Here is a 20,703-nt window from a genome sequence, read left to right on the forward strand (position 1 = left end):
CCCGCCGGAGGGCGGGTTCTCCTCCGACAACGCGAGTGGGCCGCGGTGCGAACCGCGGCCCACTCGCGTTGGTTTCCGGCGTGGCGGTTGTTCGGGGCCCGGGGAACCGCGGATTCGCGGGCCGGTCCCGCCCTCGCTCGGAATGATCACGGGCTTTCCGCCCTTCCCGGCCCCGAGACGGGCAGAAAGCCCAAGACCGTCGACGAAACCCCCACGCAGCGGACGCCGTGGGCGCGGCCCCGACCCGCACCCGTCGCCGCCGCCCGCCGTCACCTCGCGATCCGCGTGGCGTGAGGCCGAAAGGTCCCCGAAGCACCGCCGCCCGAACCACCCCCGCGCCGGGGCTTCCCTAGACCGTTCTACGGCTGTTCCTGCGGGGGCGTTTCCTCGTGAACAGGGACCGGGGCAGCAGCAGGGCCAGGGCGCGGGTGCGGGGCGGGCACGCGGCGGCGAGAGCGCGGCGGACGGCGCGGCTGTCGTCGGCCAGGTCCCGGGCCGGGAGCGGCTCGGGAGCGTACCGGGCGGCCTCCTCGGCGGCCACGACGCGCCGCAGCGCGGCGCGCGCGTGCTCGGCCGGCCGCTGCCCGTCCTCCAGGCGGCGGCCGACGGCGCGCGGACTCTCCGCGGGGTTCCACCCCAGGCCCAGGTCCAGCAGGTCGTCGCGCAGCTCCAGCCAGGCGGCCCGCGCCCGGCGCCGGGCGTCGGAGGCGCGGCCCCAGCGCAGCCCGCGCACGATCCGCCGGACCAGTGCGGGCAGCGCCAGCAGGACGGCCAGCGCCGCGGCGACGGCGGCCGCGACCGGCGGGGCGTCGCTCCCCTGACCGGCGCCGCCGCCCGCGGTCCGGTCGGCGGGGGCCGCCTCCTGGCCGGGGCCGGGCGTCTCGGCGTCCTCGGGCTCCCGCTCCGGTCCGGCGCTCTCCCCGGGCGTCCCGGCGGCCTCCCGCCCGGCGTCCTCGGGCGTCTCCTCCCGGGCGGGGGCGGCGTAGTCGGGCACGTCCGCGCTCGGCTGGCCGCCCGAGGCGCTCGGGGTCGGCTCGAACCGCAGCCAGCCCTGCCCCTCGAAGTACAGCTCCGGCCAGGCGTGCCCGTTCCGCTGGGTCACCACCCAGTGGTCCCCGCCGACGTTCTCGCCCGCGGTGTAGCCCACGGCGACCCGCGCGGGGATGCCCGCGTACCGCGCCATGACCGCCATCGCAGCCGAGAAGTGCTGGCAGTAGCCGGTCCTGCTCTCCAGCAGGAAGTAGGACAGCGGGTCGGTGCCGGCGGGGACCCCGGGCGGGCGCAGGTCGTACTCGAACCCGCCGCCGGTGAACCAGTCCTGGAGGGCGACCGCCCGCTCGTACGGGTTCCCGGCGTCCGCGACGACGGAGTCGGTCAGCGCGGCCACCTCGTCCGGGACGGGCGGCAGCTCCAGGTACCGCCCGTCGACCGAGGCCGGTTCGCCGGACGCGGCCAGGTCGCCGGGGTCGGGCGCCGGGCGGCTGCCGGTCACCTGGTAGGTCAGTCCACCGGCCTCTTCCTCCGGGGAGAACACCATGAGCGTGTCGGGGTCCGCGAACCACTCGCCGGGCACGAGCAGGCCGCTGCTGGGGTAGGGCAGCGGCAGGAAGTCCATCTGCCGGACGGCGGCGGAGACGGTGATGTCCGTGGTCACCGGCTCGTCCTCGGGGCCGGGGACGAACCCCGGGGCCTCGGGCAGCGCGCCGTCCACCCGGTGGCGCTGGGACGCCTGCACCGGCGACATCGTCCAGTCCGCGCCGTCGAAGGCGTCGAGCACGTGCGTCCGCAGGTACTCGGGACTGCTCTCGGTGGTCCGGTACTCCAGGACCTGGCGGTCGCCCGCCGCGGTGAGGTCGTTCCGCAGGCTCGCCAGCGGGTTCACCGTGGTCACCGTCCGGCCGTCCCCGCGCACCCCGCTGGTCAGCGCGAACATCGCGTCGCTGACCAGGCCGGGCACCGCCAGGGGGAGCAGCAGGGCCAGCGCCACCGCGACAGCGGCGACCCGGGTGACATCCAGCGCCTGCCGGGCCGCGTCGGCCGCCGGGGCCCGGCCCCGGCGGGGCGGCCACCGGTCCGAGCGGACCCGGACGCCCCAGGCGGCGGTGCGCACGGCCGACTCCACGCCGAGCAGCAGCAGGAAGCCCAGCGCGGTCACCGTGAAGGCGCCCCAGGCCACGCCCTCGTGGTGCACGGTCAGCGGGACGAAGACCAGGGCCAGCAGCGCCGGCCCGGCGAGCCCCGCCAGCCGCAGCGTGACCGCCACCAGGTGGACGAGGACCGCCAGCAGCCCCAGGCACAGCGTCACCAGCACGGTCAGCCCGGGGGAGGCCGGAACCGGCGTGGTGCCCACCCGGATCTCCTCCAGGCCCGCCGCACCCAGCGCGGTCAGCCGTCCGACCGAGGCCGGGGTGGGGACGACGCCGAGGAGCGCGGTGTCGGGCGCGTGGTAGCCGGTGACCGCCGGCGCCAGCGCGGCCAGTTGCAGGAGCGGCGTCAGCGGGCCGAGGACGCGCACCCACTGGGCGGCGGCGCCGACCGCGGCGACGACGCACACCGCCAGCACCGGGCCGGTCCACCAGCCGGGGGTCGAGAAGACCGGGTCCAGCAGGGAGAACGCGCACAGGGTGGTGACCGCCGCGGCCAGGGTGAGCAGGGTCCGCGGGCCCGCGTCCGCGCCCGGCCTCATCGGGCGTCCGCCGTCGCGCCGCCCCACAGGCCGGGCAGCGCCCCCGGGTGGTCCGGCGCCAGGACCCGCCAGCCCGCGTCGGCCAGGCGCCCGGCGGCGGCGTCGCGCGCCTCCGGGGACGGCCAGGCCGCTCCGGGGGCCAGCACGGCCACGCGCCCGCCGGAGGGCCCGGGGCGGCACGCGGCGAGCGCGTCCACCTCGTCCACGCCCAGCGCGCCCACCACCGCCACCAGCACGCCCCGGCCGTTCACCGGGGCCCGCGCCAGCAGGCCGATCCCGGCCCGGAGCGAGGCGGACGCGGACGGCCGGACGACCGCGAGCGCGTCCAGGACCTCGTCGCGACGGTGCAGCGGGCCGAGTTCGGTGCCGGCCACGAACCGCAGCTCGTGGTTCCGGTCCAGCAGGTGCACGGCGACCGACGCGGCCATGGTGACCGCGCCCTCCAGCGACGAGGCGGGGCCGCCGCCCGCGTGCGCGCCCGAGCGCGTGTCCAGCAGGACGGTGCTGTGGTCGCGCCACCGCTGCTCCTCGCGCCGGACCATGAGCCGGCCGCGCCGCGCGGTGGAGCGCCAGTGCACCCGGCGCAGGCCGTCGCCGTGCCGGTACTCGCGCGGTACGGCGTCGTCGTCGCCGAGGCTGGCCGCGACGCGGGCCCGGCTCTGCCCGGCCTCGGTGGAGCCGCCGTGCCCGGGGGCCTCGGGCAGCGCCACGACCGACGGGGTGACCAGCAGCGAAACACCCGTCCCGACCTCGTCGGCGAACCGGGCGCAGCCCAGGGGGTCGGTGAAGTACAGGGTGAGGGGGCCGACCGGGTAGCGCCCGCGCATGTGCGAGCGCAGCCGGTAGGAGACCGTCCGCCGCTCGCCGGGCCGCAGGCGGCCGATGGTGAACCGGGGCGGGGCCCCGAGCGCGTACGGCAGGCGGTCCTCGACCAGGACCGTCCCGGTCGGTCTGGTCCGGGAGGTGTTGGCCAGGGTGAGCACCACCCGGCAGTCGCCGCCCACGGGGACGCGGGCCGGGGTCAGCTCGCGGGTGTGCTCGACGCGGCCGGGGGCGCGCGCGGCCATCAGCGCGCAGACCGGCGGGAGCACGGTGACGAGGACCGCGATCCGCAGCAGGTCCCGCTCCCCGACGAGGAGGGCCCCGACGGCGAGGGCGACGCCCACGCACAGGAAGACCCGTCCGCGCAGGGTGAAGGAGCGCAGCACGTTCACGTTTCCGCCTTGTCGGTGGGGAGGGCGGTCAACCGCGGTCGGGAACCGGGAGGCGGGCCACCAGCTCCCCGACCACCTGCTCGGGGGTGCGCTGCTGCTGCTGGGCCTCGGGGCTGGGCAGCAGACGGTGCGCCAGGACGGGGACCGCCAGCGCCTGGAGGTCGTCGGGCAGCACGTGGCCGCGGCCGTCCAGGGCGGCGTAGGCGCGGGCGGCGCGCACCAGGTGCAGGGTCGCGCGGGGGGAGGCGCCCAGCCGCAGCGCCGGGGAGGACCGGGTCGCCGAGACGAGCTCCACCGCGTACCGCTTGACCGCGGGGGAGGTGTGGACGCCGCGGACCCGCTCGATCATCGCGCTCACGTGCCCGGTGTCCGTCACCGGGGTGAGCCGGTCCAGCGGGGAGCGGGCGGTGTGCGTGTCGATCATGTCGAGTTCGGCCTGGGCGTCGGGGTAGCCCATGGCGACGCGCGCCATGAAGCGGTCCCGCTGCGCCTCGGGCAGCGGGTAGGTCCCCTCCATGTCCACGGGGTTCTGGGTGGCGACCACCATGAAGGGCGGGTCCAGCCGCCGCGTGACCCCGTCGACGCTGACCTGTCCCTCCTCCATGCACTCCAGCAGCGCGGACTGCGTCTTGGGGGAGGCCCGGTTGATCTCGTCGCCCAGCACGATGTTGGCGAACACCGGGCCGGGCTGGAACTCGAACTCGCGCCGCTGCTGGTGGTAGACGCTGACGCCGGTGATGTCGCCGGGCAGCAGGTCCGGGGTGAACTGCACGCGGTGCACCGTGCAGTCGATGGTGCGGCCCAGGGCCTTGGCCAGCATGGTCTTGCCGACCCCCGGGATGTCCTCGACGAGCAGGTGCCCCTCCGCGAGCAGCACGGTCAGCGCGATCCGGATGATCTCGGACTTGCCCCCGATCACGGTCTCGATCGCCGACCGGATCCGGTCGGCCGCGTCGAGGACGCCGTCGCCGCGGCCGGAGGGGTCGTCGCCATGGCCGTTCAACCGCGTGTCGAGCGACACGTGTCCCCTCTCGCAGCGCCTGCCGTGTCGAAACGAGGCTAGGCCGAAAGCGGTCTTTTGCAAATCAGGGAGGGAGGACCCGGACGGCCCCCGGGGGGTGCGCGGTCGAGGGGGGCGACACCCCCGGCCGGGCGCCGCCCGCTCCACACGGCTCCCCCTTGGTGACCTGCGGATTCCCCGCGTCCGTAGGGCTTTCGGCGGCGTCGAATCTGTTGACCGGGGAGGAGAGTGGAGTACAGTGGGGCCCCGTGGAGCAGGGGACTGCTCCACGCGAGGTTTCGGGAGGTGGGGCCGGTGTTCCTCGGCACCTACTCACCGCGCCTCGACGAGAAGGGGCGCATGTTCCTTCCCGCGAAGTACCGCGACGAACTGTCGGGGGGTCTGGTGGTCACGAAAGGCCAGGAGCGCTGTCTCTACGTCTTTCCGCTGCGCGAGTTCGAGCGCGTCACCGAAGCCCTCCGCGCAGCCCCCGTCACCGCCAAAGCAGTGCGCGACCACAGCCGCGTCTTCTTCGCCAGCGCGTCCGACGAACTGCCCGACAAGCAGGGCCGGGTCACCGTCCCGGCCAACCTGCGCGCCTACGCGGGCCTGGACCGGGACTGCGTGGTCATCGGGGCGAACACGCGCCTGGAGATCTGGGACGCGAAGGCCTGGGCCGAGTACGAGGCCGAACAGGAGCAGGTGTTCGCGGGACTGGCGGAGGAGGTGTTGCCGGGGGTGCTGTGATCCCACGGCACCGCCGCGTCGGCTTCGACAACCGGCACCGCGGGCCGGACAGGGTCACGATCGTCGATCCCTGTCGGGTCCAGGCCTTCAGGCGCGACCGATCAGGTCAGCTGGCGCATCTTCCCCGGTGCCAGGTGACCACCGCGCGGGCGACGACCGCCGCCGTCGGCGGCGCGTCTGAAGGCCGGACCGGGCCGCTCCGGTCCGGGAGGGGACCGCCGCCGCGGGCGGCGAACGGGGACGCGACGACGAGGGGGAAGCGTGCTGATGGGGAACGACGTGCCGGGCGACGGCGCACGGACGCACCGGGAGGCGCCCGAGCCCTCGCACGTGCCGGTCATGCTCGACCGGATCCTGGACGTCCTCGCGCCGGCGCTCTCCGGGCCGGGCGCCGTCGTCGTGGACGGCACACTCGGCCTCGGCGGCCACTCCGAGGCGCTTCTCAAGGCCCACCCCGGCGTCCGGCTGGTGGGCGTGGACCGCGACACCACCGCCCTGGAGCGCAGCGGGCGCCGCCTCGCGCCCTTCGCGGACCGGACCCACTTCGCCCACGCGGTCTACTCCGACATCCCCCGGGTCCTGGACGACCTCGGCATCGGCCGGGTCCACGGAGTCCTGCTGGACCTGGGCGTGTCCTCGCCCCAGCTCGACGAGGCCGACCGGGGCTTCGCCTACTCCTACGACGCGCCGCTGGACATGCGCATGGACCGCACCCAGGACCGCACCGCGGCCGACGTCGTCAACACCTACTCCACCGGCGAGATCGCCCGCATCCTCAAGGTCTACGGCGAGGAGCGCTTCGCCACCCGGGTGGCCCAGGCCATCGTGCGCGAACGCGCCAGGGCGCCCCTGAACTCCACTCGGGCCCTGGCCGAACTGGTGCGCGACGCCATCCCCGCCGCCACCCGCCGCACCGGCGGGAACCCCGCCAAGCGCACCTTCCAGGCGCTGCGCATCGAGGTCAACGCGGAACTCCCCATCCTGGAGCGCACCCTGCCCGCGGTGATCTCCCGGCTCGCGGTCGGCGGGCGCGTCGCGGTGCTGTCCTACCACTCCCTGGAGGACCGCATCACCAAGCGCGCCCTGACCGCCCTCAGCGTCGACACCACCCCGCCGGACCTGCCGGTCCCCCTGCCGGACCGCCAGCCCGAGCTCCGGCTGCTCACCCGCGGCGCCGAACTGCCCTCGGAACGGGAGAGCGAGCACAACCCCCGCGCGGCGTCGGCCCGGCTGCGGGCCGCCGAGAGGATCCGGGAGCCGTGACCGGCGGCTCCCACACCAGAGCACCAGGGCGCCCCGGGCCGCGGGGCGCCGACGGCGTCCGGGAGAAGACCGCATGAGCACCAGCAGCACCGAGGACCCCCTCCGCAGCAGGCCCCGCGCCCGCGCGGCGGCACCGGCCGGGCCCCGCAGGGCCCCCGCGCGACGGACCGCGGCCACCGCCCCCGCCGGGGCGCGCGCCGCGGAGGCCGCGCACCCGAACGCGCCGCGCATGCCGTTCGTGCTGCTCGTCCTGGGCCTGCTCGGCGGGGCCCTGGTCACCCTGCTGATGCTGCACGCCGTCCTGGCCGAGGACACCTTCGAGATCTCCACCCTCCAGCAGGAGAACCGCGAGCTCGCCCAGGAGGAGCAGGCGCTGCGCGAGATGATCCTGCACGCCGAGTCGCCCGACAGGATCGCCGAGGCCGCCGAGGAGCTCGGCATGGAGCCGGGCGAGGCGCCCGAGTTCATCGACCTGGGCGAGGGCGGCACCGGGCGGGACGCCGAGTGACGGGCGCGGAGCGCGGCGGTCCGGGGCCGGAGGGGGAGGCGGCGCGCCGCTCCCCCCGTCCGCGGGTCCGGAGGGGAAGCCGACACAGACCCGCGCGGTCCGGGAACGGGGGAGGGGACCGCCCTTGAGCACGCCACGCGACCGCAGTCCCCGGGACCCGCGCCGCCCGTCGTCCTCGGCGCGCAGCCGGCGCGGCCCCGGGCCGCGCTCCACCGATCCCAAGGGACGCCCCCGCCCGGCGCCCGAGGCCGCCCGAAGGCGCGGCGGCGCGGGGACGCCCCCGTCCCGCGCCGCCGCGCCGCCGCGCCGCCCTTCGGGCGGGGAGCCGGTCTCGCCGCTGCGCCGCAAGTTCCGCCGCAGCGACCCGGGGCCCCGCATCAAGGTCGCGCTGGGCATCCTCGTGGCCGTGCTGCTCGTCTTCGGCGGGCGGCTCGTGCAGATCCAGGGGTTCGAGGCCGCCAGCTACGCCGAGGAGGCCTCGGACCTGAGGCTGAGCACCATCGACATCCCCACCTTCCGCGGCGACATCACCGACGCCTCGGGGCGGCCCTTCGCCATGTCGGTGGAGGTGCGCACCGTCTTCGTCGACCCGGCCGAGGTCCGCGAGGAGCAGCGCGAGGAGGTCGTCCGGGAGCTGTCGGGGCGCTTCGACCTGCCCGCCGAGGAGGTCGAGGCCAAGCTCGACGCCACGGTGGACGGGGAGCCGAGCCGCTACGAGGTCGTCGCGCGCAAGGTGTCGCAGGCGGAGTGGAGGGAACTCGACGCGCTGGACCTGCAGGGCGTCTCCTCCGAGCGCGACTACAAGCGGGTGTACCCGGAGGAGACGGGCGCGGCCAACCTGATCGGGTTCGTCGGCTCCGAGGGGTACGGCCTGGAGGGCCTGGAGGCGGTCCTGGACCAGACGCTCGCCGGGGAGGCGGGCAAGCAGCAGGTCGAGGTGGGCCGGGGCGGCACCCGGATCCCGATGGTGGGCGGCCTGGCCAGCGAGCCGGTGCCCGGCCGGACGGTCCGGCTGACCCTGGACCAGGACCTGCAGTGGTACGCCCAGCAGGCCATCACCGAGCGCGCCGAGGAGCTGGAGGCCGAGGCCGGGACGGTGGTCGTGATGAACCGCGACGCCGAGATCAGGGCCATGGCGAGCTACCCCACCTACGACCAGAACGACTTCGGCTCCTCGACCCCCGAGCAGCGGCGCAACGGCGCGGTCGCCGACGCCTTCGAGCCGGGCAGCACCAACAAGGCCATCACCGCCGCCGCGGCCCTGGAGGAGGGGGTCACCACCCCCGACACCGTCTACACCGTCCCGTACTCCGTCAAGCGCTACGACCAGGTCTTCCGGGACTCGCACGAGCACCCCACCCAGCGGCTCACCCTCAACGGGATCATGGCGACCTCCAGCAACGTCGGCACCATCCAGGTCGCCGAGCAGCTGGGGGAGGAGCGCATGCACGAGTACCTGCGACGGTTCGGGTTCGGCCGGCCCACCGGACTGGACCTGCCGGGGGAGAACGCGGGCGTCCTCACCGATCCGGCGGACTGGTCCGGGACCCACCTGCCGTCCGTCTCGTTCGGCCACGGCCTCTCGGTCAACGCCGTGCAGCTGGCCGGCGTGTACGCCACGATCGCCAACGACGGGGTCCGGACGGAGCCCACCCTGGTCGCCGGGACGGTGGGGGAGGAGGGCGACTTCGCCGCCGCGCCCGAGGCCGCGCGGGAGCGGGTGGTCAGCGCGGACACCGCCGCCGACCTGAGGCTGATGCTGGAGGGCGTCACCGGCGAGGCGGGCACCGCGCAGGGCGCCCGCATCGACGGCTACCGGGTCGGCGGCAAGACCGGCACCGCGAACCGGATCGACCCGGAGACGGGCAGCTACGAGGGCGGCGGCTACGTAAGCTCGTTCGTGGGGATGGCCCCGATCGACGACCCCGAGCTGATCGTCCTGGTGGTGCTGCACGGTCCCCAGGAGGAGTACTACGGCGGCGAGGCCGCGACCCCGGTCTTCACGGACGTGATGTCGTTCGCGCTGAGCACCATGCGCGTCCCGCCGACCGGGACCGAGCCGCCGCAGCTGCGCCTGGAGGAGTAGGACCGCGCGGGCCCGGACCCGTCCGCGGCCGTTCCGGCGTGGAATTAACCTCCTTCCCCCGCCAGCCGATAACCTCACGAGGTGTCACCCGTAATGCGACCCGAACATGTCCAGCCGCGCACGTTGTCCGAGCTCGTCCCCCTCCTCGGGGACGACGCCTTCATCACGTGCGTGGACCCCGCCGAGCTCCCGCTGGGGACGGTGGCGATCCCCGGCGACTCCGAGCCCGTCCCCGAGCGCGACATCGCCGAGACCGCCATCAGCGGCATCACGCACGACTCGCGCGCGGTGCGGCCCGGCGACCTCTACGCGGCGCTGCCGGGCGAGCGCGCGCACGGCGCGGACTTCGCCGTCCAGGCGGCCAGGGCCGGGGCGGCGGCCGTTCTCACCGACCCCGCCGGGTACGACCGCGCGGCGGCCACCCGGCTCCCGGTGGTCACGGTGCCGGACCCGCGCGCGCTGCTCGGCGAGGTGTCGGCCTGGGTCTACGGGCGCCCCTCCGACGACCTGCTGCTGATCGGGACCACCGGCACCAGCGGCAAGACCACCGTCAGCTACCTGGTGGAGTCGGGGCTGCGCGCGGCGGGGCTGCGCACCGGACTGATCGGCACCGTGGAGATGCGGGTGGACGACGAGCGCGTCGACTCCTCCCTCACCACGCCCGAGTCCACCGACCTGCACGGCCTGTTCGCGCTCATGCGCGAGCGCGGGGTGAGCGCCGCCGCCATGGAGGTCTCCAGCCACGCCCTGGCGCTGGGCCGGGTCAGCGGCGCGCGCTACGACGTCGCGCTGTTCACCAACCTCTCCCAGGACCACCTGGACTTCCACTCGGACCTGCGCGACTACTTCGAGGCCAAGGCGCTGCTGTTCACCCCGGAGTTCGCCGGGGTCGCCGTGGTCAACCGGGACGACCGGTTCGGACGCGCGCTCGTCGACATGGTCGAGGCGCGCGGTGAGATCCCGGTCACCACGTTCTCCGCCGAGGGCGACCCGGAGGCGGACTGGCGCGCCACCGATGTCGTACTGGGTCCGGAGGGGAGCCGGTTCCGGGTGGTCGGTCCCGGCGGGCTGGAACTGGACGCCTCGGTGCGCCTGCCCGGCCCCTTCAACGTCTCCAACGCCATGGCCGCGATCGTCGGCCTGGTCGAGGCGGGGATCCCGCTGCACACCGCCCTGGACGGCGTCGCGGACGCGCCGGGCGTGCCCGGCCGCATGGAGCGGGTGGACGAGGGCCAGAACTTCACGGCCATCGTCGACTACTCGCACAAGCCCGGCGCGGTCGAGGCCGTCCTCGGCGCCCTGCGCTCCATCACCGAGGGGCGGCTCACCATGGTCGTGGGCTGCGGGGGAGACCGCGACCGGGGCAAGCGCCCGCTCATGGGCGAGGCGGCGGCACGGCTCGCGGACGCGGTGATCCTCACCGACGACAACCCGCGGACCGAGGACCCGGTCACGATCATCACCAGCATGCTGGAGGGCGTGGCCAAGGTCCCCGCCGGGCAGCGCGCCCGCGTCACGGTCGAACCGGACCGGCACAGCGCGATCGAGCTCGCGGTGGAGCGCGCCAAGCCCGGCGACGTCGTCGTCGTGGCCGGCAAGGGCCACGAGCGCGGCCAGTACGTGGGCGACCGGGTGCTGCCCTTCGACGACCGCGCGGTGCTGCGCGACGCCCTGCGCTGGCGGGTCGGCGGGGACTGAGCGGCCCGGAAGCCGAAACGGACCGAAAAGTCCGAAAACCCCGGGGGAATCGCCGAGGACGGGCGGTTCCCCCGGTCCGCGCTGGTGGGCCGCCCGGAGCCGGGCCGCGCGCGGGTCTCACTCGTGCCACATTCCGGGCGGGACGCAACCCCGGTAAGCAAACATGTTCTAAGGTAGGTGCGGCAATCGCAGCCCGGCACTGTGGCGTTTCCACGCCGCGCCTCGCGGCTCTTGTACAGCATCCCCGTTTTCCGCACGCTGTCCACTGTCATGGCGCTTTGAGCACGGTGGACCGGGCCCGACATGAGGAGTGGATTTGATCGCGCTGACGCTCGATCGGATCGCCGAGATCACCCGATCCCGAATACGCGGATCGGCGCAGCCCACGGACACCGTCAACGGTCCCGTCGTCGTCGACTCGCGCCAGGTGGCCCCCGGCTCGCTGTTCGTCGCGCTCGGCGGGGAACGGGTCGACGGCCACGACTTCGCCGCGGCCGCCGTCGAGGCCGGAGCGGTGGCGGTCCTGGGCTCCCGCCCGGTGGACGCGCCCCATCTGCTGGTCGAGGGCGGCGACGACGAGGTCGTGGCCGCGCTGGCCCGCTTGGCCCGCGCGGTCGTGGACGGCCTCCCCGACGCCGACATCATCGGGGTCACCGGCTCGTCCGGCAAGACGACCACCAAGGACCTGCTCGCCCAGGTGCTGCCCCGGCTCGGCCCCACGATCGCCCCGCCCGGCTCGTTCAACAACGAGATCGGACACCCGCTGACCGTGCTGCGCGCGGACGAGACCACCCGCTTCATCGCGCTGGAGATCGCCGCGCGCGGCGTGGGGCACATCGCGCACCTGTGCGAGGCCGCGCCGCCGCGCATCGGCGTGGTGCTCAACGTCGGCAGCGCCCACATGGGCGAGTTCGGCAGCCGCGCGGTGATCGCCCGGGCCAAGGGCGAGCTCGTCGAGGCGCTGCCCTCCGCCGACGAGGGCGGTGTCGCGGTCCTCAACACCGACGACGACGCGGTGATCGCGATGGCCTCGCGCACCACCGCCCGGGTGGTGGGCTACGGCCTCGCCGAAACCGCCGACGTGCGGGCGCGGGAGGTCGACGTGCGCGCTTCGGGCCGCGCCGGCTTCACCCTCGACATCGGCGGCCGCTCCGCCCGCGTCGACCTCGGGCTGATCGGCCGCCACCAGGTGCACAACGCCCTGGCCGTCGCCGCGGTGCTGGCCGAACTCGGGATGGGCGTCGACGACATCGCCGCCGCCCTGGGAGAGGCCACCCCCCGGAGCCGCTGGCGCATGGAGGTCACCGAGCGGGCGGACGGCGTGACGGTCGTCAACGACGCCTACAACGCCAACCCCGAGTCCATGAGCGCGGCGCTGGACACGCTGGCCGCCCTGGGCGCCGGGCGCCGCTCCTTCGCCGTCCTCGGCCACATGGCCGAGCTCGGCGACGCCCACCGGGCCGAGCACGAGCGCGTCGGGCGGCTGGTGACCCGCAGCGGGGTGGACGTCCTCGTCGTCGTCGGGGAGCAGGCCGCGGCTGTCGCGGAAGGAGCCGCGGCCGTCGCGGACTGGCACGGCGAGACCGTCGCCGTCGCCGATGTCGCGGAGGCCGTCGCGGTGCTGAACGAGCGCCTGCGACCCAAGGACATCGTCATGTTGAAGGGATCCCGAGTGGCCGGGCTGGAAAAGGTAGCCGAGCAGCTGACCGGTGCGGAGGCCGCCGAATGACCGGCATTCTCGTCGCGGCGGGGCTGTCCCTGCTGGTGTCCTTCGTCCTCATGCCGCCGCTGATCAAGATCCTGTACCGGTTCAAGTTCGGGCAGGAGATCCGCGACGACGGGCCCCAGGGCCACAAGACCAAGCAGGGCACGCCCACCATGGGCGGCATCGTCATCATCCTGGGCGCCGTCATCGGCTACTTCGGCGCGCACGTGGCGACGATGACCCCGCCGACCGTCTCCGGCCTGCTGGTGATGTTCCTGTTCGTCGGGATGGGCTGCGTCGGCTTCCTGGACGACTTCATCAAGATCTACAAGCGCCGCAGCCTGGGCCTGCGCAGCGGCGCCAAGATGCTCGGCCAGGTCATCGTGGGCGTCGGGTTCGCCATCGGCGTCACCATGTTCCCGAACAACTACACCTACACGCCCGGCTCCACGCACCTGTCGCTGCTGCGCGACTTCGGCCCGCCCATGGCGGTGTGGCTGTTCGTGATCTGGGCGCTGATCCTGATCGTCGCCACCTCCAACGCGGTCAACCTCACCGACGGCCTCGACGGCCTGGCCACCGGCGCGATGATCCTGTCGCTGGTCGCCTACGTCGTCATCGGCAACTGGCAGCTGCGCCAGAGCTGCGTCAACGCCCTCGAACCCAACTGCTACACCGTGCGCGACCCCCTGGACCTCGCGGTGGTGGCGGCGGCCGCGCTCGGCGGCTGCATCGGCTTCCTCTGGTACAACGCCCCGCCCGCCAAGATCTTCATGGGCGACACCGGCTCCCTCGCGCTGGGCGGCCTCCTGGTGGGCCTGGCCATCACCACCCGCACCCAGCTGCTGCTGCTGGTCATCGGCGGCCTGTTCGTGCTCATCACCGCCTCGGTGATCATCCAGGTCGGCTCGTTCCGGCTCACCGGCAAACGGGTGTTCCGAATGGCGCCCCTGCAGCACCACTTCGAACTCAGGGGCTGGGCCGAGACCACCATCGTGATCCGGTTCTGGATCATCCAGGGCCTGTTCGTCGCGTTGGGCATCGCCCTGTTCTACCTGGAATGGATGCCCCGCTAGATGGACGACACCGCGATGGAGCTGAGCGGGCGCGCCGTCTGCGTGACCGGGCTGGGCGTCACGGGACCCCCCGTCGTCCACGCGCTGCTCGCCAAGGGCGCCCGGGTGACGGTCGTGGACGGACGCGACGACGAGGCGAACCGGGAGCGCGCGGAGGAGCTGCGGGCCGCCGGGGCCGGGGTCGGGCTCGGCGCCGCCGCGGTGCTGCCCGGGGACACCGGACTCGTGGTCACCACACCCGGCTGGCGGCCCGACTCGCCCCTTCTGGTCGGGGCCGCCGAGGCCGGGATCGAGGTCATCGGGGACGTGGAGCTGGCCTGGCGGCTCAAGCCCGCCGAGCAGGTGTGGCTGGCCGTCACCGGCACCAACGGCAAGACCACCACCGTGCGCATGCTGGAGGCGATGCTGCGCGCCGACGGCCGCCGCGCCCTGGCCGTGGGCAACGTGGGAACCCCCGTCATCGAGGCGGTGCTCGCGGAGCCGTCCTCGGCGGAGTACCGCGACGTGCTCGCGGTGGAGCTGTCCAGCTTCCAGCTGCACTGGTCCGACACGGTGCGCCCGCACGCCGCCGCGATCCTCAACATCGCCCCCGACCACCTCGACTGGCACGGCGGGATGGACCCCTACGCCGAGGCCAAGGCCAAGATCTACGGCCCCGGCACCATCCGGGTGGCCAACACCGCGGACCCGGTCGTCCGCGCCCTCGCCGAGACGCGCGGGGACCCCGGGGCCCCGCTGGTCGGCTTCGGCCTGGGCACCCCGCGGGCGGGCGAGCTCGGCGTGGTCGAGGACCTGCTGGTGGACCGGGCGTTCGTCGCCGACCCGCGCTCCAGCGCCGAGGAGCTGGCGTCGCTGGCCGACGTGGTCCCCGCCGCGCCGCACAACGTCGCCAACGCCCTGGCCGCCGCGGCGCTGGCCCGCTCCGTCGGGGCGGACCCCGGGTCGGTGCGCGCGGGCCTGCGGGACTTCGCGCCCGAACCGCACCGCATCGCGCACGTGGCCACCGTCGGGGGCGTGGACTACGTCGACGACTCCAAGGCCACCAACCCGCACGCGGCCGCGGCCTCGCTCGCCGCCTACCCCTCCGTGGTGTGGGTGGCGGGGGGACTGCTCAAGGGCGCCGACGTCAACGACCTGGTGGCGGGCGCGGCCGGGCGGCTGCGCGCGGTCGTGCTGCTGGGCGCGGACCGGTCCCGGCTGCGCGAGGCGCTGGCCGAGCGCGCGCCCGACGTCCCGGTGGTCGACGTCGACCGCGCCGACGACGGAGCGATGGCCGAGGTCGTCGCGGCCGCCGCGGGGCTCGCCGCCCCCGGCGACACCGTTCTGCTCGCCCCCGCGGCGGCGTCCATGGACATGTTCGTCAACTACGCCGCCCGCGGCGAGGCCTTCGCCCGCGAGGTGCGGGCGCTGGCGGGCTGATCCTCCCGTCGGTCGTTCCCTTTCCGGGGTCTCAACCACCTCTGAGACCCCGAAAGGGTCACGCCCAACGGGAACCGCCGAACAGTGGGCACTTCTCCGGCGGATCGCAACACAATCGTCGCCGGGGCGCGGTGAACCTTTTCCGGCTTCGCGCGTCCCCGGCCCGTGCCGCGCCAGAAAAACCCCAACACGCCCGGTTATGTACGACGTCGCAAAGCCTCTTGCAGCCAGACTTGTTCGACGCTAGGGCGTGTTCCGGCGAGGATTCCGGGACCGCCAGGGGACAGCGTGGTCGGGAGGCAGCACGTGGCGGTGACGACATCGATTCCCTCGGCCACCAGGACGCGGGGGAACAGGGTACGGCGTCCCAGCGGGGGCGGCGGTGCGGTGCTCGACCGTACCCGCGAGTTCACCAGGCTGCTGGACCGGCCCCTGACCTCCTACTACCTGATCTTCGGCAGCAGCTCCCTGCTCATCGCGTTCGGCCTGGTCATGGTGCTGTCCTCGTCGATGGTCGACTCCTACACCGAGACCGGCTCGGCGTTCTCCCTCTTCCAGAAGCAGGTGTTCGCCGCCGCGATGGGGGTCCCGCTGATGCTGGTGGCCTCCCGGACACCGGTCAGGATGTTCCGGCTGCTGGGCAGCGCGCTGATGCTGGTCTCCGTCGCGCTGCTGGTCCTGACCGTCTTCCAGGGCGTGGAGTACTACGGCGCCACCCGGTGGCTGGAGATCGGCGGCGTCACCGTGCAGGCGTCCGAGCCCGCGAAGCTCGCCTTCGCGCTGTGGGGCGCGAGCGTGCTCGCCCGCAGGGACGAGCTCAGGGAGCTGACCGAGTGGCGGCACCTGCTGATGCCGCTGCTGCCCGGCTGCGGCGTCCTCGTGCTGCTCGTGCTGCTGGGCAGCGACCTGGGCACCTCGTTCGTCCTGATGGCGATCTTCGTGGTGCTGCTGTGGATCGTCGGCGCGCCCGGCAAGCTGTTCCTGGGCGTGCTCGGCCTCGTCGGCGCGCTGGTCGCCATCATGATCGCCGTCGAGCCCTACCGGATGAAGCGCCTGACCTCCTTCCTCAACCCCGAGGCGGACCCGCTCAACAGCGGCTACCAGCTGCTGCACGGCCTCTACGCGCTGGGCACCGGTGGCCTGTTCGGGGTCGGCATCGGCGCCAGCCGGGAGAAGTGGGGCCACCTGCCGCACCCCGAGAGCGACTTCATCTTCGCCATCATCGGAGAGGAGTTCGGACTGATCGGCACCCTCCTGGTGGTCGGCCTCTTCGGGGTCCTGGGCTACTCGGGTCTGCGCGTGGCCGCCCGGGTCCGGGACCCGTTCGTGCGCCTGAGCGCGGTGTCCGTCACCACCTGGATCGTCGTCCAGGCGCTGGTCAACATCGGAACCGTCATCGGTGTGCTGCCCATCACCGGCATCCCGCTGCCGCTGGTCTCGGCGGGCGGATCCGCCCTCGTGCCCACGATGCTGGGCCTGGGCATCCTGCTCGCGCTCGCCAGGAGCGAGCCCGCCGCGCACAAGGCGCTGGCGGCCCGGGGTCCTACACACACGCAAAGGGCTCTAAGCTGGCTGAGCCCGGGTATCGGCGCCGGCGGTCGGTCCGCCCCCGTGAACCGGGCCACCAAGACACGTCCGACGCAGGTCCAAGCGAGGAGGAATCGGCGACGATGAGGGTAGTCCTCGCCGGCGGCGGCACGGCCGGGCACGTAGAGCCGGCACTGGCTCTGGCCGACGCGCTGCGGCGCATCAACCCCGACACCCAGGTGCTCTGCCTGGGAACGGAGCGGGGGCTGGAGCAGCGGCTCGTCCCCCTGCGGGGGTACGAGCTGGGCGAGATCCCGGCGGTGCCGCTGCCGCGTAAAATCACCCCCCAGCTGCTGTCGGTCCCCGGCAAGCTGGCCAGCGCCATCAGCGCCGCGGCGGGACACCTGGACCGCATGCGGGCGGACGTCCTGGTGGGCTTCGGCGGCTACGTCGCCACCCCCGGGTACCTCGCCGCGCGCAGCCGCAAGGTCCCGATCGTGGTGCACGAGGCGAACCCCCTGCCGGGCCTGGCCAACCGCCTGGGCGCCCGGCTGACCCCGCACGTGTTCACGGGGCACCCGCACACCGAGATCCGCCACGGCCGCTTCGTCGGCATCCCGCTGCGCGAGCAGATCTCCTCCCTGGACCGCCTGGCCCTGGGGGACAAGGCCCGCGCCCACTTCGGGCTGCGCTCGGACCTTCCCACCCTGCTGATCTTCGGCGGCTCCCAGGGGGCCCAGACCGTCAACCAGGCCGCCTTCGACAGCGCCGACGACTTCCACCGCTCCGGCGTCCAGGTGCTGCACGTGGTCGGCCCCAAGAACGCCGAGGGCCCCGAGGACCGCACCCGCGACGGCATCCCCTACGTGGTCGTGCCGTACGTGGACCGGATGGACATGGCCTACGCCGCCGCTGACATGGCCATGTGCCGCTCGGGCGCGCTCACCTGCGCCGAGCTGACCGCGGTGGGCCTGCCCGGCGCGTTCGTCCCGCTGGCCATCGGCAACGGCGAGCAGCGGCTCAACGCCGAGCCGATCGTGCAGGCGGGCGGCGGCCTCATGGTCGCCAACGCCGAGCTGAACCCGCAGTGGATCCGCGAGACGCTCATCCCGCTGCTCACCGACACCGACCGGGTCGTGGCGATGTCCGAGGCCACCTCCACGATGGGCCGCCGCGACGCCGACATGGCGCTGGCCCGCGAGGTCGTCGCCATCGCCACCGGCGACCGGTCCGGCGTGGAGATGCCCATCGACGACTCCGACGACGACTACGGCGATCCGGGGAGGACCGCCCGATGAGCCTGGTCGAGCCGACCGAACCGGTCGAGGTCGACAAGCTCGGCCGGGTCCACTTCGTGGGGATCGGCGGGGCCGGGATGTCCGGCATCGCGCGGGTGCTGCTGCAGCGCGGGATCGAGGTCTCCGGCAGCGACGCGCGCGACGGCGACCTGCTGCGCGAGCTCGCCGAACTCGGCGCGACCGTGCACGTGGGGCACGCCGCCGAGCACGTGGGCGCCGCCGAGACGCTCGTCGTGTCCTCGGCGATCAGGGACGCCAACCCCGAACTGGCCGAGGCCAGGGCGCGCGGCCTGCGTGTGCTGCCGCGCGCCGCCGCGCTCGGCGCGCTGCTGCTGGACCGGCGCGGGGTCGCGGTCTCGGGCACCCACGGGAAGACCACCACCACGTCGATGATCACGGTGATGCTCCAGCACCTGGGCGCCGCGCCCGGCTACGTCATCGGCGGCAAGCTGGTGACCACCGGCCTGGGCGCCGACGCGGGCTCGGGCGACGTCATCGTGGTCGAGGCCGACGAGAGCGACGGCTCCTTCCTCATGCTCTCGCCCCGGATCGCCGTCGTCACCAACGTCGAGGCCGACCACCTCGACAACTACGGGGGCCTGGAGGAGATCCACGCCAACTTCGCCGCGTTCGTCGACCGGGTGTCCGAGACCCTGGTCGTCGGCGTCGACGACCCCGGCGCCCGCCGGGTCGCCGACGTCGCCCGCGAGCGGGGCAAGCGGGTCGTCACCTACGGCGAGGCGGCCGGGGCCGACTACCGGGTCGGCGCCATCGAGGCCGACGGATTCGCCACGGACTTCACCCTGACCCCGCCCTCGGGCGAGCCGATCCGCTGCTCCGTCGCCGCGCCGGGACGGCACAACGTCCTCAACGCGGCGGCGGCGGTCGCGGTGGCCGACGAGCTCGGCCACGACCCCGAGGTCGCCGTCGAGGGGCTCGCCGGGTTCACCGGCGCGGCCCGCCGCTTCGAGTTCAAGGGCGAGGCCGGCGGTGTGCGCGTGTACGACAGCTACGCGCACCACCCCACCGAGCTCGCCGCCGACCTGGCGGCCGTGCGCGCCGCGCTCGACTCCCAGAAGGCCAAGAGCGGCGGCGACGCGCCGGCGGGTCGGGTCGTGGCGCTGTTCCAGCCCCACCTGTACAGTCGCACGCGCATCTTCGCCGCCGAGTTCGCCGAGGCGCTCACCCGGGCGGACGAGGTCGTCGTCCTGGGGATCTACGCCGCGCGCGAGGACCCCGAACCAGGGGTCGGCGCCGAGCTGATCACCGACCGGGTCGGCCACGACCGGGTGTACCACCACCCGGACCGGGCCGACGCCGTCGCCCGGGTCGCGGCCGTCGCCCGGCCGGGCGACGTCGTGCTGACGATGGGAGCCGGAGACGTCACCGAGCTCGGCCCGGTGATCGTCGCGGCGCTCGGCTGACCGCGGAGCGGGCGCGTTCGGGACGCCGAGACAGGAGGGGCAGGGTGACGGTCGAGGACCAGCGGCCCCGGGCGTCCGGACGGACCGGCGCGCCCCCCTCCGAACGCCGCGGATCGGACCCGTGGAAGGTCGCCTTCGTGGCGCTCCTCGTGGTGGGACTGCTCGCGGTCGTCACCTGGGTGCTGCTGGGATCGCGGCTGCTCGTCGTGCGCCAGATCGAGGTCGGTGGCCTGGGCCGGCTCACCGAGGACGAGGTCGCGGCGGCGGTGGACGTGGCCACCGGAACCCCCCTGGCCAGGGTGGACACCGACGCCGCCGCGGAGCGGGTGGAGGAGCTGAGGCTGGCCGAGTCCGCCGAGGTCTCGCGAGGCTGGCCCGCCACCCTCGTCGTCGAGGTCGTGGAGCGCACCCCGGTGGTCAGCATCCAGGCCGGCCACGGATACCTCCTGGTGGACCGCGAGGGGGTGCGCGTCGAGGACTCCGAGACCCGGCCGTCGGGATACCCGCTGGTGAGCGTCAGGGGCGAGGTCGAGGGGAACCCCGCGATCGCCGAGGCGGCCCGGATCGCCCGCGAGCTGCCCGGACCGCTCCTGGACGAGGTCGACACCATCGAGGCCACCGACCGCGCCACCATCACACTCGGGCTCAGCGGCGGGGCGACCGTGGTCTGGGGGGACGCCGAGCGCGGCGCGGACAAGGCGCGGGTGCTCCAGGTGCTCATGCGCGAGCACCCTCAGGAGGAGGGGCTCCGGTACGACGTGAGCGCCGCGGGAGTGGCGGTCGTCGGATGAGCCCGGAGGACGACACCGATCGCAAAGGGCGACGCGCGCGGCGTGCCCAGCACTCCGCCGCGCGACACGCCGATAGTCTGAAGTCGTGGTTAGTTGCCCGTCCCCGGGGTGGCGGCCTACTGTCAGGAAGCAGCACCCTTGGTTGACATAAGTAAAGAAAACCGACCGCATCGCACGTGATGCGGATGGGATGACGCCGTGCCCCCGTGGTCGCGCGGCCCCACCGCCCCGGACGGAAGCCAGAACCGGGGCACCACGTGC

The 20,703-nt window shown here is 74.3% G+C and carries 15 protein-coding genes; 12 read left to right on the forward strand and 3 right to left on the reverse strand.

Going from position 1 to position 20,703, the window contains the following annotated elements; genetic code table 11:
• Positions 1 to 349: 349 nt before the first annotated feature.
• From EV190_RS11400 to EV190_RS11410, 3 genes are read right to left on the reverse strand one after another with little or no spacing between them, the layout of a single operon-like run.
• Positions 350 to 2,686, reverse strand: coding sequence for a DUF3488 and transglutaminase-like domain-containing protein (locus EV190_RS11400; RefSeq protein WP_133741478.1), 2,337 nt, complete (start codon positions 2,684 to 2,686; stop codon positions 350 to 352).
• Positions 2,683 to 3,900, reverse strand: a complete 1,218-nt coding sequence (locus EV190_RS11405) for a DUF58 domain-containing protein (protein ID WP_243742506.1) — start codon at positions 3,898 to 3,900, stop codon at positions 2,683 to 2,685. Before EV190_RS11405 ends, EV190_RS11400 begins: the two co-directional genes overlap by 4 nt.
• Before the next feature lie 28 nt (positions 3,901 to 3,928).
• Positions 3,929 to 4,921: an AAA family ATPase gene (locus EV190_RS11410; protein ID WP_133741479.1), complete on the reverse strand. Its 993-nt coding sequence runs from the start codon at positions 4,919 to 4,921 to the stop codon at positions 3,929 to 3,931.
• 294 nt (positions 4,922 to 5,215) lie between these two features.
• Between EV190_RS11410 and mraZ the strand changes: the two genes are divergently transcribed.
• From mraZ to EV190_RS11470, 12 genes are all read left to right on the forward strand, one after another.
• Positions 5,216 to 5,647 carry a division/cell wall cluster transcriptional repressor MraZ gene (mraZ, locus tag EV190_RS11415; RefSeq protein WP_133741525.1) on the forward strand — a complete coding sequence of 144 codons (432 nt, stop codon included), beginning with the start codon at positions 5,216 to 5,218 and terminating at the stop codon, positions 5,645 to 5,647.
• A gap of 267 nt (positions 5,648 to 5,914) precedes the next feature.
• Entirely contained in the window at positions 5,915 to 6,910 is a 996-nt protein-coding gene (gene rsmH / locus EV190_RS11420) for a 16S rRNA (cytosine(1402)-N(4))-methyltransferase RsmH (RefSeq protein ID WP_133741526.1), read from the forward strand.
• A 73-nt stretch (positions 6,911 to 6,983) separates the two neighbouring features.
• Complete coding sequence (locus EV190_RS11425; RefSeq protein WP_133741480.1) at positions 6,984 to 7,418, forward strand: hypothetical protein; 435 nt, start codon at positions 6,984 to 6,986, stop codon at positions 7,416 to 7,418.
• A 124-nt stretch (positions 7,419 to 7,542) separates the two neighbouring features.
• Positions 7,543 to 9,504, forward strand: a complete 1,962-nt coding sequence (locus tag EV190_RS11430) for a peptidoglycan D,D-transpeptidase FtsI family protein (RefSeq protein WP_133741481.1) — start codon at positions 7,543 to 7,545, stop codon at positions 9,502 to 9,504.
• Positions 9,505 to 9,597: 93 nt separating this feature from the next.
• Positions 9,598 to 11,202, forward strand: a complete 1,605-nt coding sequence (locus EV190_RS11435) for a UDP-N-acetylmuramoyl-L-alanyl-D-glutamate--2,6-diaminopimelate ligase (protein ID WP_133741482.1) — start codon at positions 9,598 to 9,600, stop codon at positions 11,200 to 11,202.
• Between the two features lie 316 nt (positions 11,203 to 11,518).
• Positions 11,519 to 12,931 carry a UDP-N-acetylmuramoyl-tripeptide--D-alanyl-D-alanine ligase gene (locus EV190_RS11440; protein WP_133741483.1) on the forward strand — a complete coding sequence of 471 codons (1,413 nt, stop codon included), beginning with the start codon at positions 11,519 to 11,521 and terminating at the stop codon, positions 12,929 to 12,931.
• Complete coding sequence (gene mraY, locus EV190_RS11445) at positions 12,928 to 13,983, forward strand: phospho-N-acetylmuramoyl-pentapeptide-transferase (RefSeq protein WP_133741484.1); 1,056 nt, start codon at positions 12,928 to 12,930, stop codon at positions 13,981 to 13,983. The genes EV190_RS11440 and mraY overlap by 4 nt, the downstream gene beginning before the upstream one ends.
• Positions 13,984 to 15,402, forward strand: a complete 1,419-nt coding sequence (murD, locus tag EV190_RS11450) for a UDP-N-acetylmuramoyl-L-alanine--D-glutamate ligase (protein ID WP_243742507.1) — start codon at positions 13,984 to 13,986, stop codon at positions 15,400 to 15,402.
• A gap of 306 nt (positions 15,403 to 15,708) precedes the next feature.
• Positions 15,709 to 17,076: a putative lipid II flippase FtsW gene (gene ftsW / locus EV190_RS11455; protein WP_133741485.1), complete on the forward strand. Its 1,368-nt coding sequence runs from the start codon at positions 15,709 to 15,711 to the stop codon at positions 17,074 to 17,076.
• Positions 17,073 to 18,227, forward strand: coding sequence for an undecaprenyldiphospho-muramoylpentapeptide beta-N-acetylglucosaminyltransferase (murG, locus tag EV190_RS11460; RefSeq protein ID WP_133741486.1), 1,155 nt, complete (start codon positions 17,073 to 17,075; stop codon positions 18,225 to 18,227). The genes ftsW and murG overlap by 4 nt, the downstream gene beginning before the upstream one ends.
• Complete coding sequence (gene murC / locus EV190_RS11465; RefSeq protein WP_133741487.1) at positions 18,224 to 19,651, forward strand: UDP-N-acetylmuramate--L-alanine ligase; 1,428 nt, start codon at positions 18,224 to 18,226, stop codon at positions 19,649 to 19,651. The genes murG and murC overlap by 4 nt, the downstream gene beginning before the upstream one ends.
• Before the next feature lie 44 nt (positions 19,652 to 19,695).
• A complete protein-coding gene (locus EV190_RS11470) occupies positions 19,696 to 20,442 on the forward strand; it encodes a cell division protein FtsQ/DivIB (RefSeq protein WP_133741488.1) in 747 nt (248 codons plus the stop codon).
• Positions 20,443 to 20,703: the final 261 nt, after the last annotated feature.

Source organism: Actinorugispora endophytica (assembly GCF_004363075.1).
GTDB lineage: Bacteria > Actinomycetota > Actinomycetes > Streptosporangiales > Streptosporangiaceae > Actinorugispora > Actinorugispora endophytica.

Bases quoted from the DNA above. Each gene is read 5' to 3' on its own strand.
- EV190_RS11400 (WP_133741478.1), bottom strand. From the start codon at position 2,686: ATGAGGCCGGGCGCGGACGCGGGCCCGCGGACCCTGCTCACCCTGGCC.
- rsmH (WP_133741526.1), top strand. From the start codon at position 5,915: ATGGGGAACGACGTGCCGGGCGACGGCGCACGGACGCACCGGGAGGCG.
- EV190_RS11425 (WP_133741480.1), top strand. From the start codon at position 6,984: ATGAGCACCAGCAGCACCGAGGACCCCCTCCGCAGCAGGCCCCGCGCC.
- EV190_RS11435 (WP_133741482.1), top strand. From the start codon at position 9,598: ATGCGACCCGAACATGTCCAGCCGCGCACGTTGTCCGAGCTCGTCCCC.
- mraY (WP_133741484.1), top strand. From the start codon at position 12,928: ATGACCGGCATTCTCGTCGCGGCGGGGCTGTCCCTGCTGGTGTCCTTC.
- murD (WP_243742507.1), top strand. From the start codon at position 13,984: ATGGACGACACCGCGATGGAGCTGAGCGGGCGCGCCGTCTGCGTGACC.
- murG (WP_133741486.1), top strand. From the start codon at position 17,073: ATGAGGGTAGTCCTCGCCGGCGGCGGCACGGCCGGGCACGTAGAGCCG.
- murC (WP_133741487.1), top strand. From the start codon at position 18,224: ATGAGCCTGGTCGAGCCGACCGAACCGGTCGAGGTCGACAAGCTCGGC.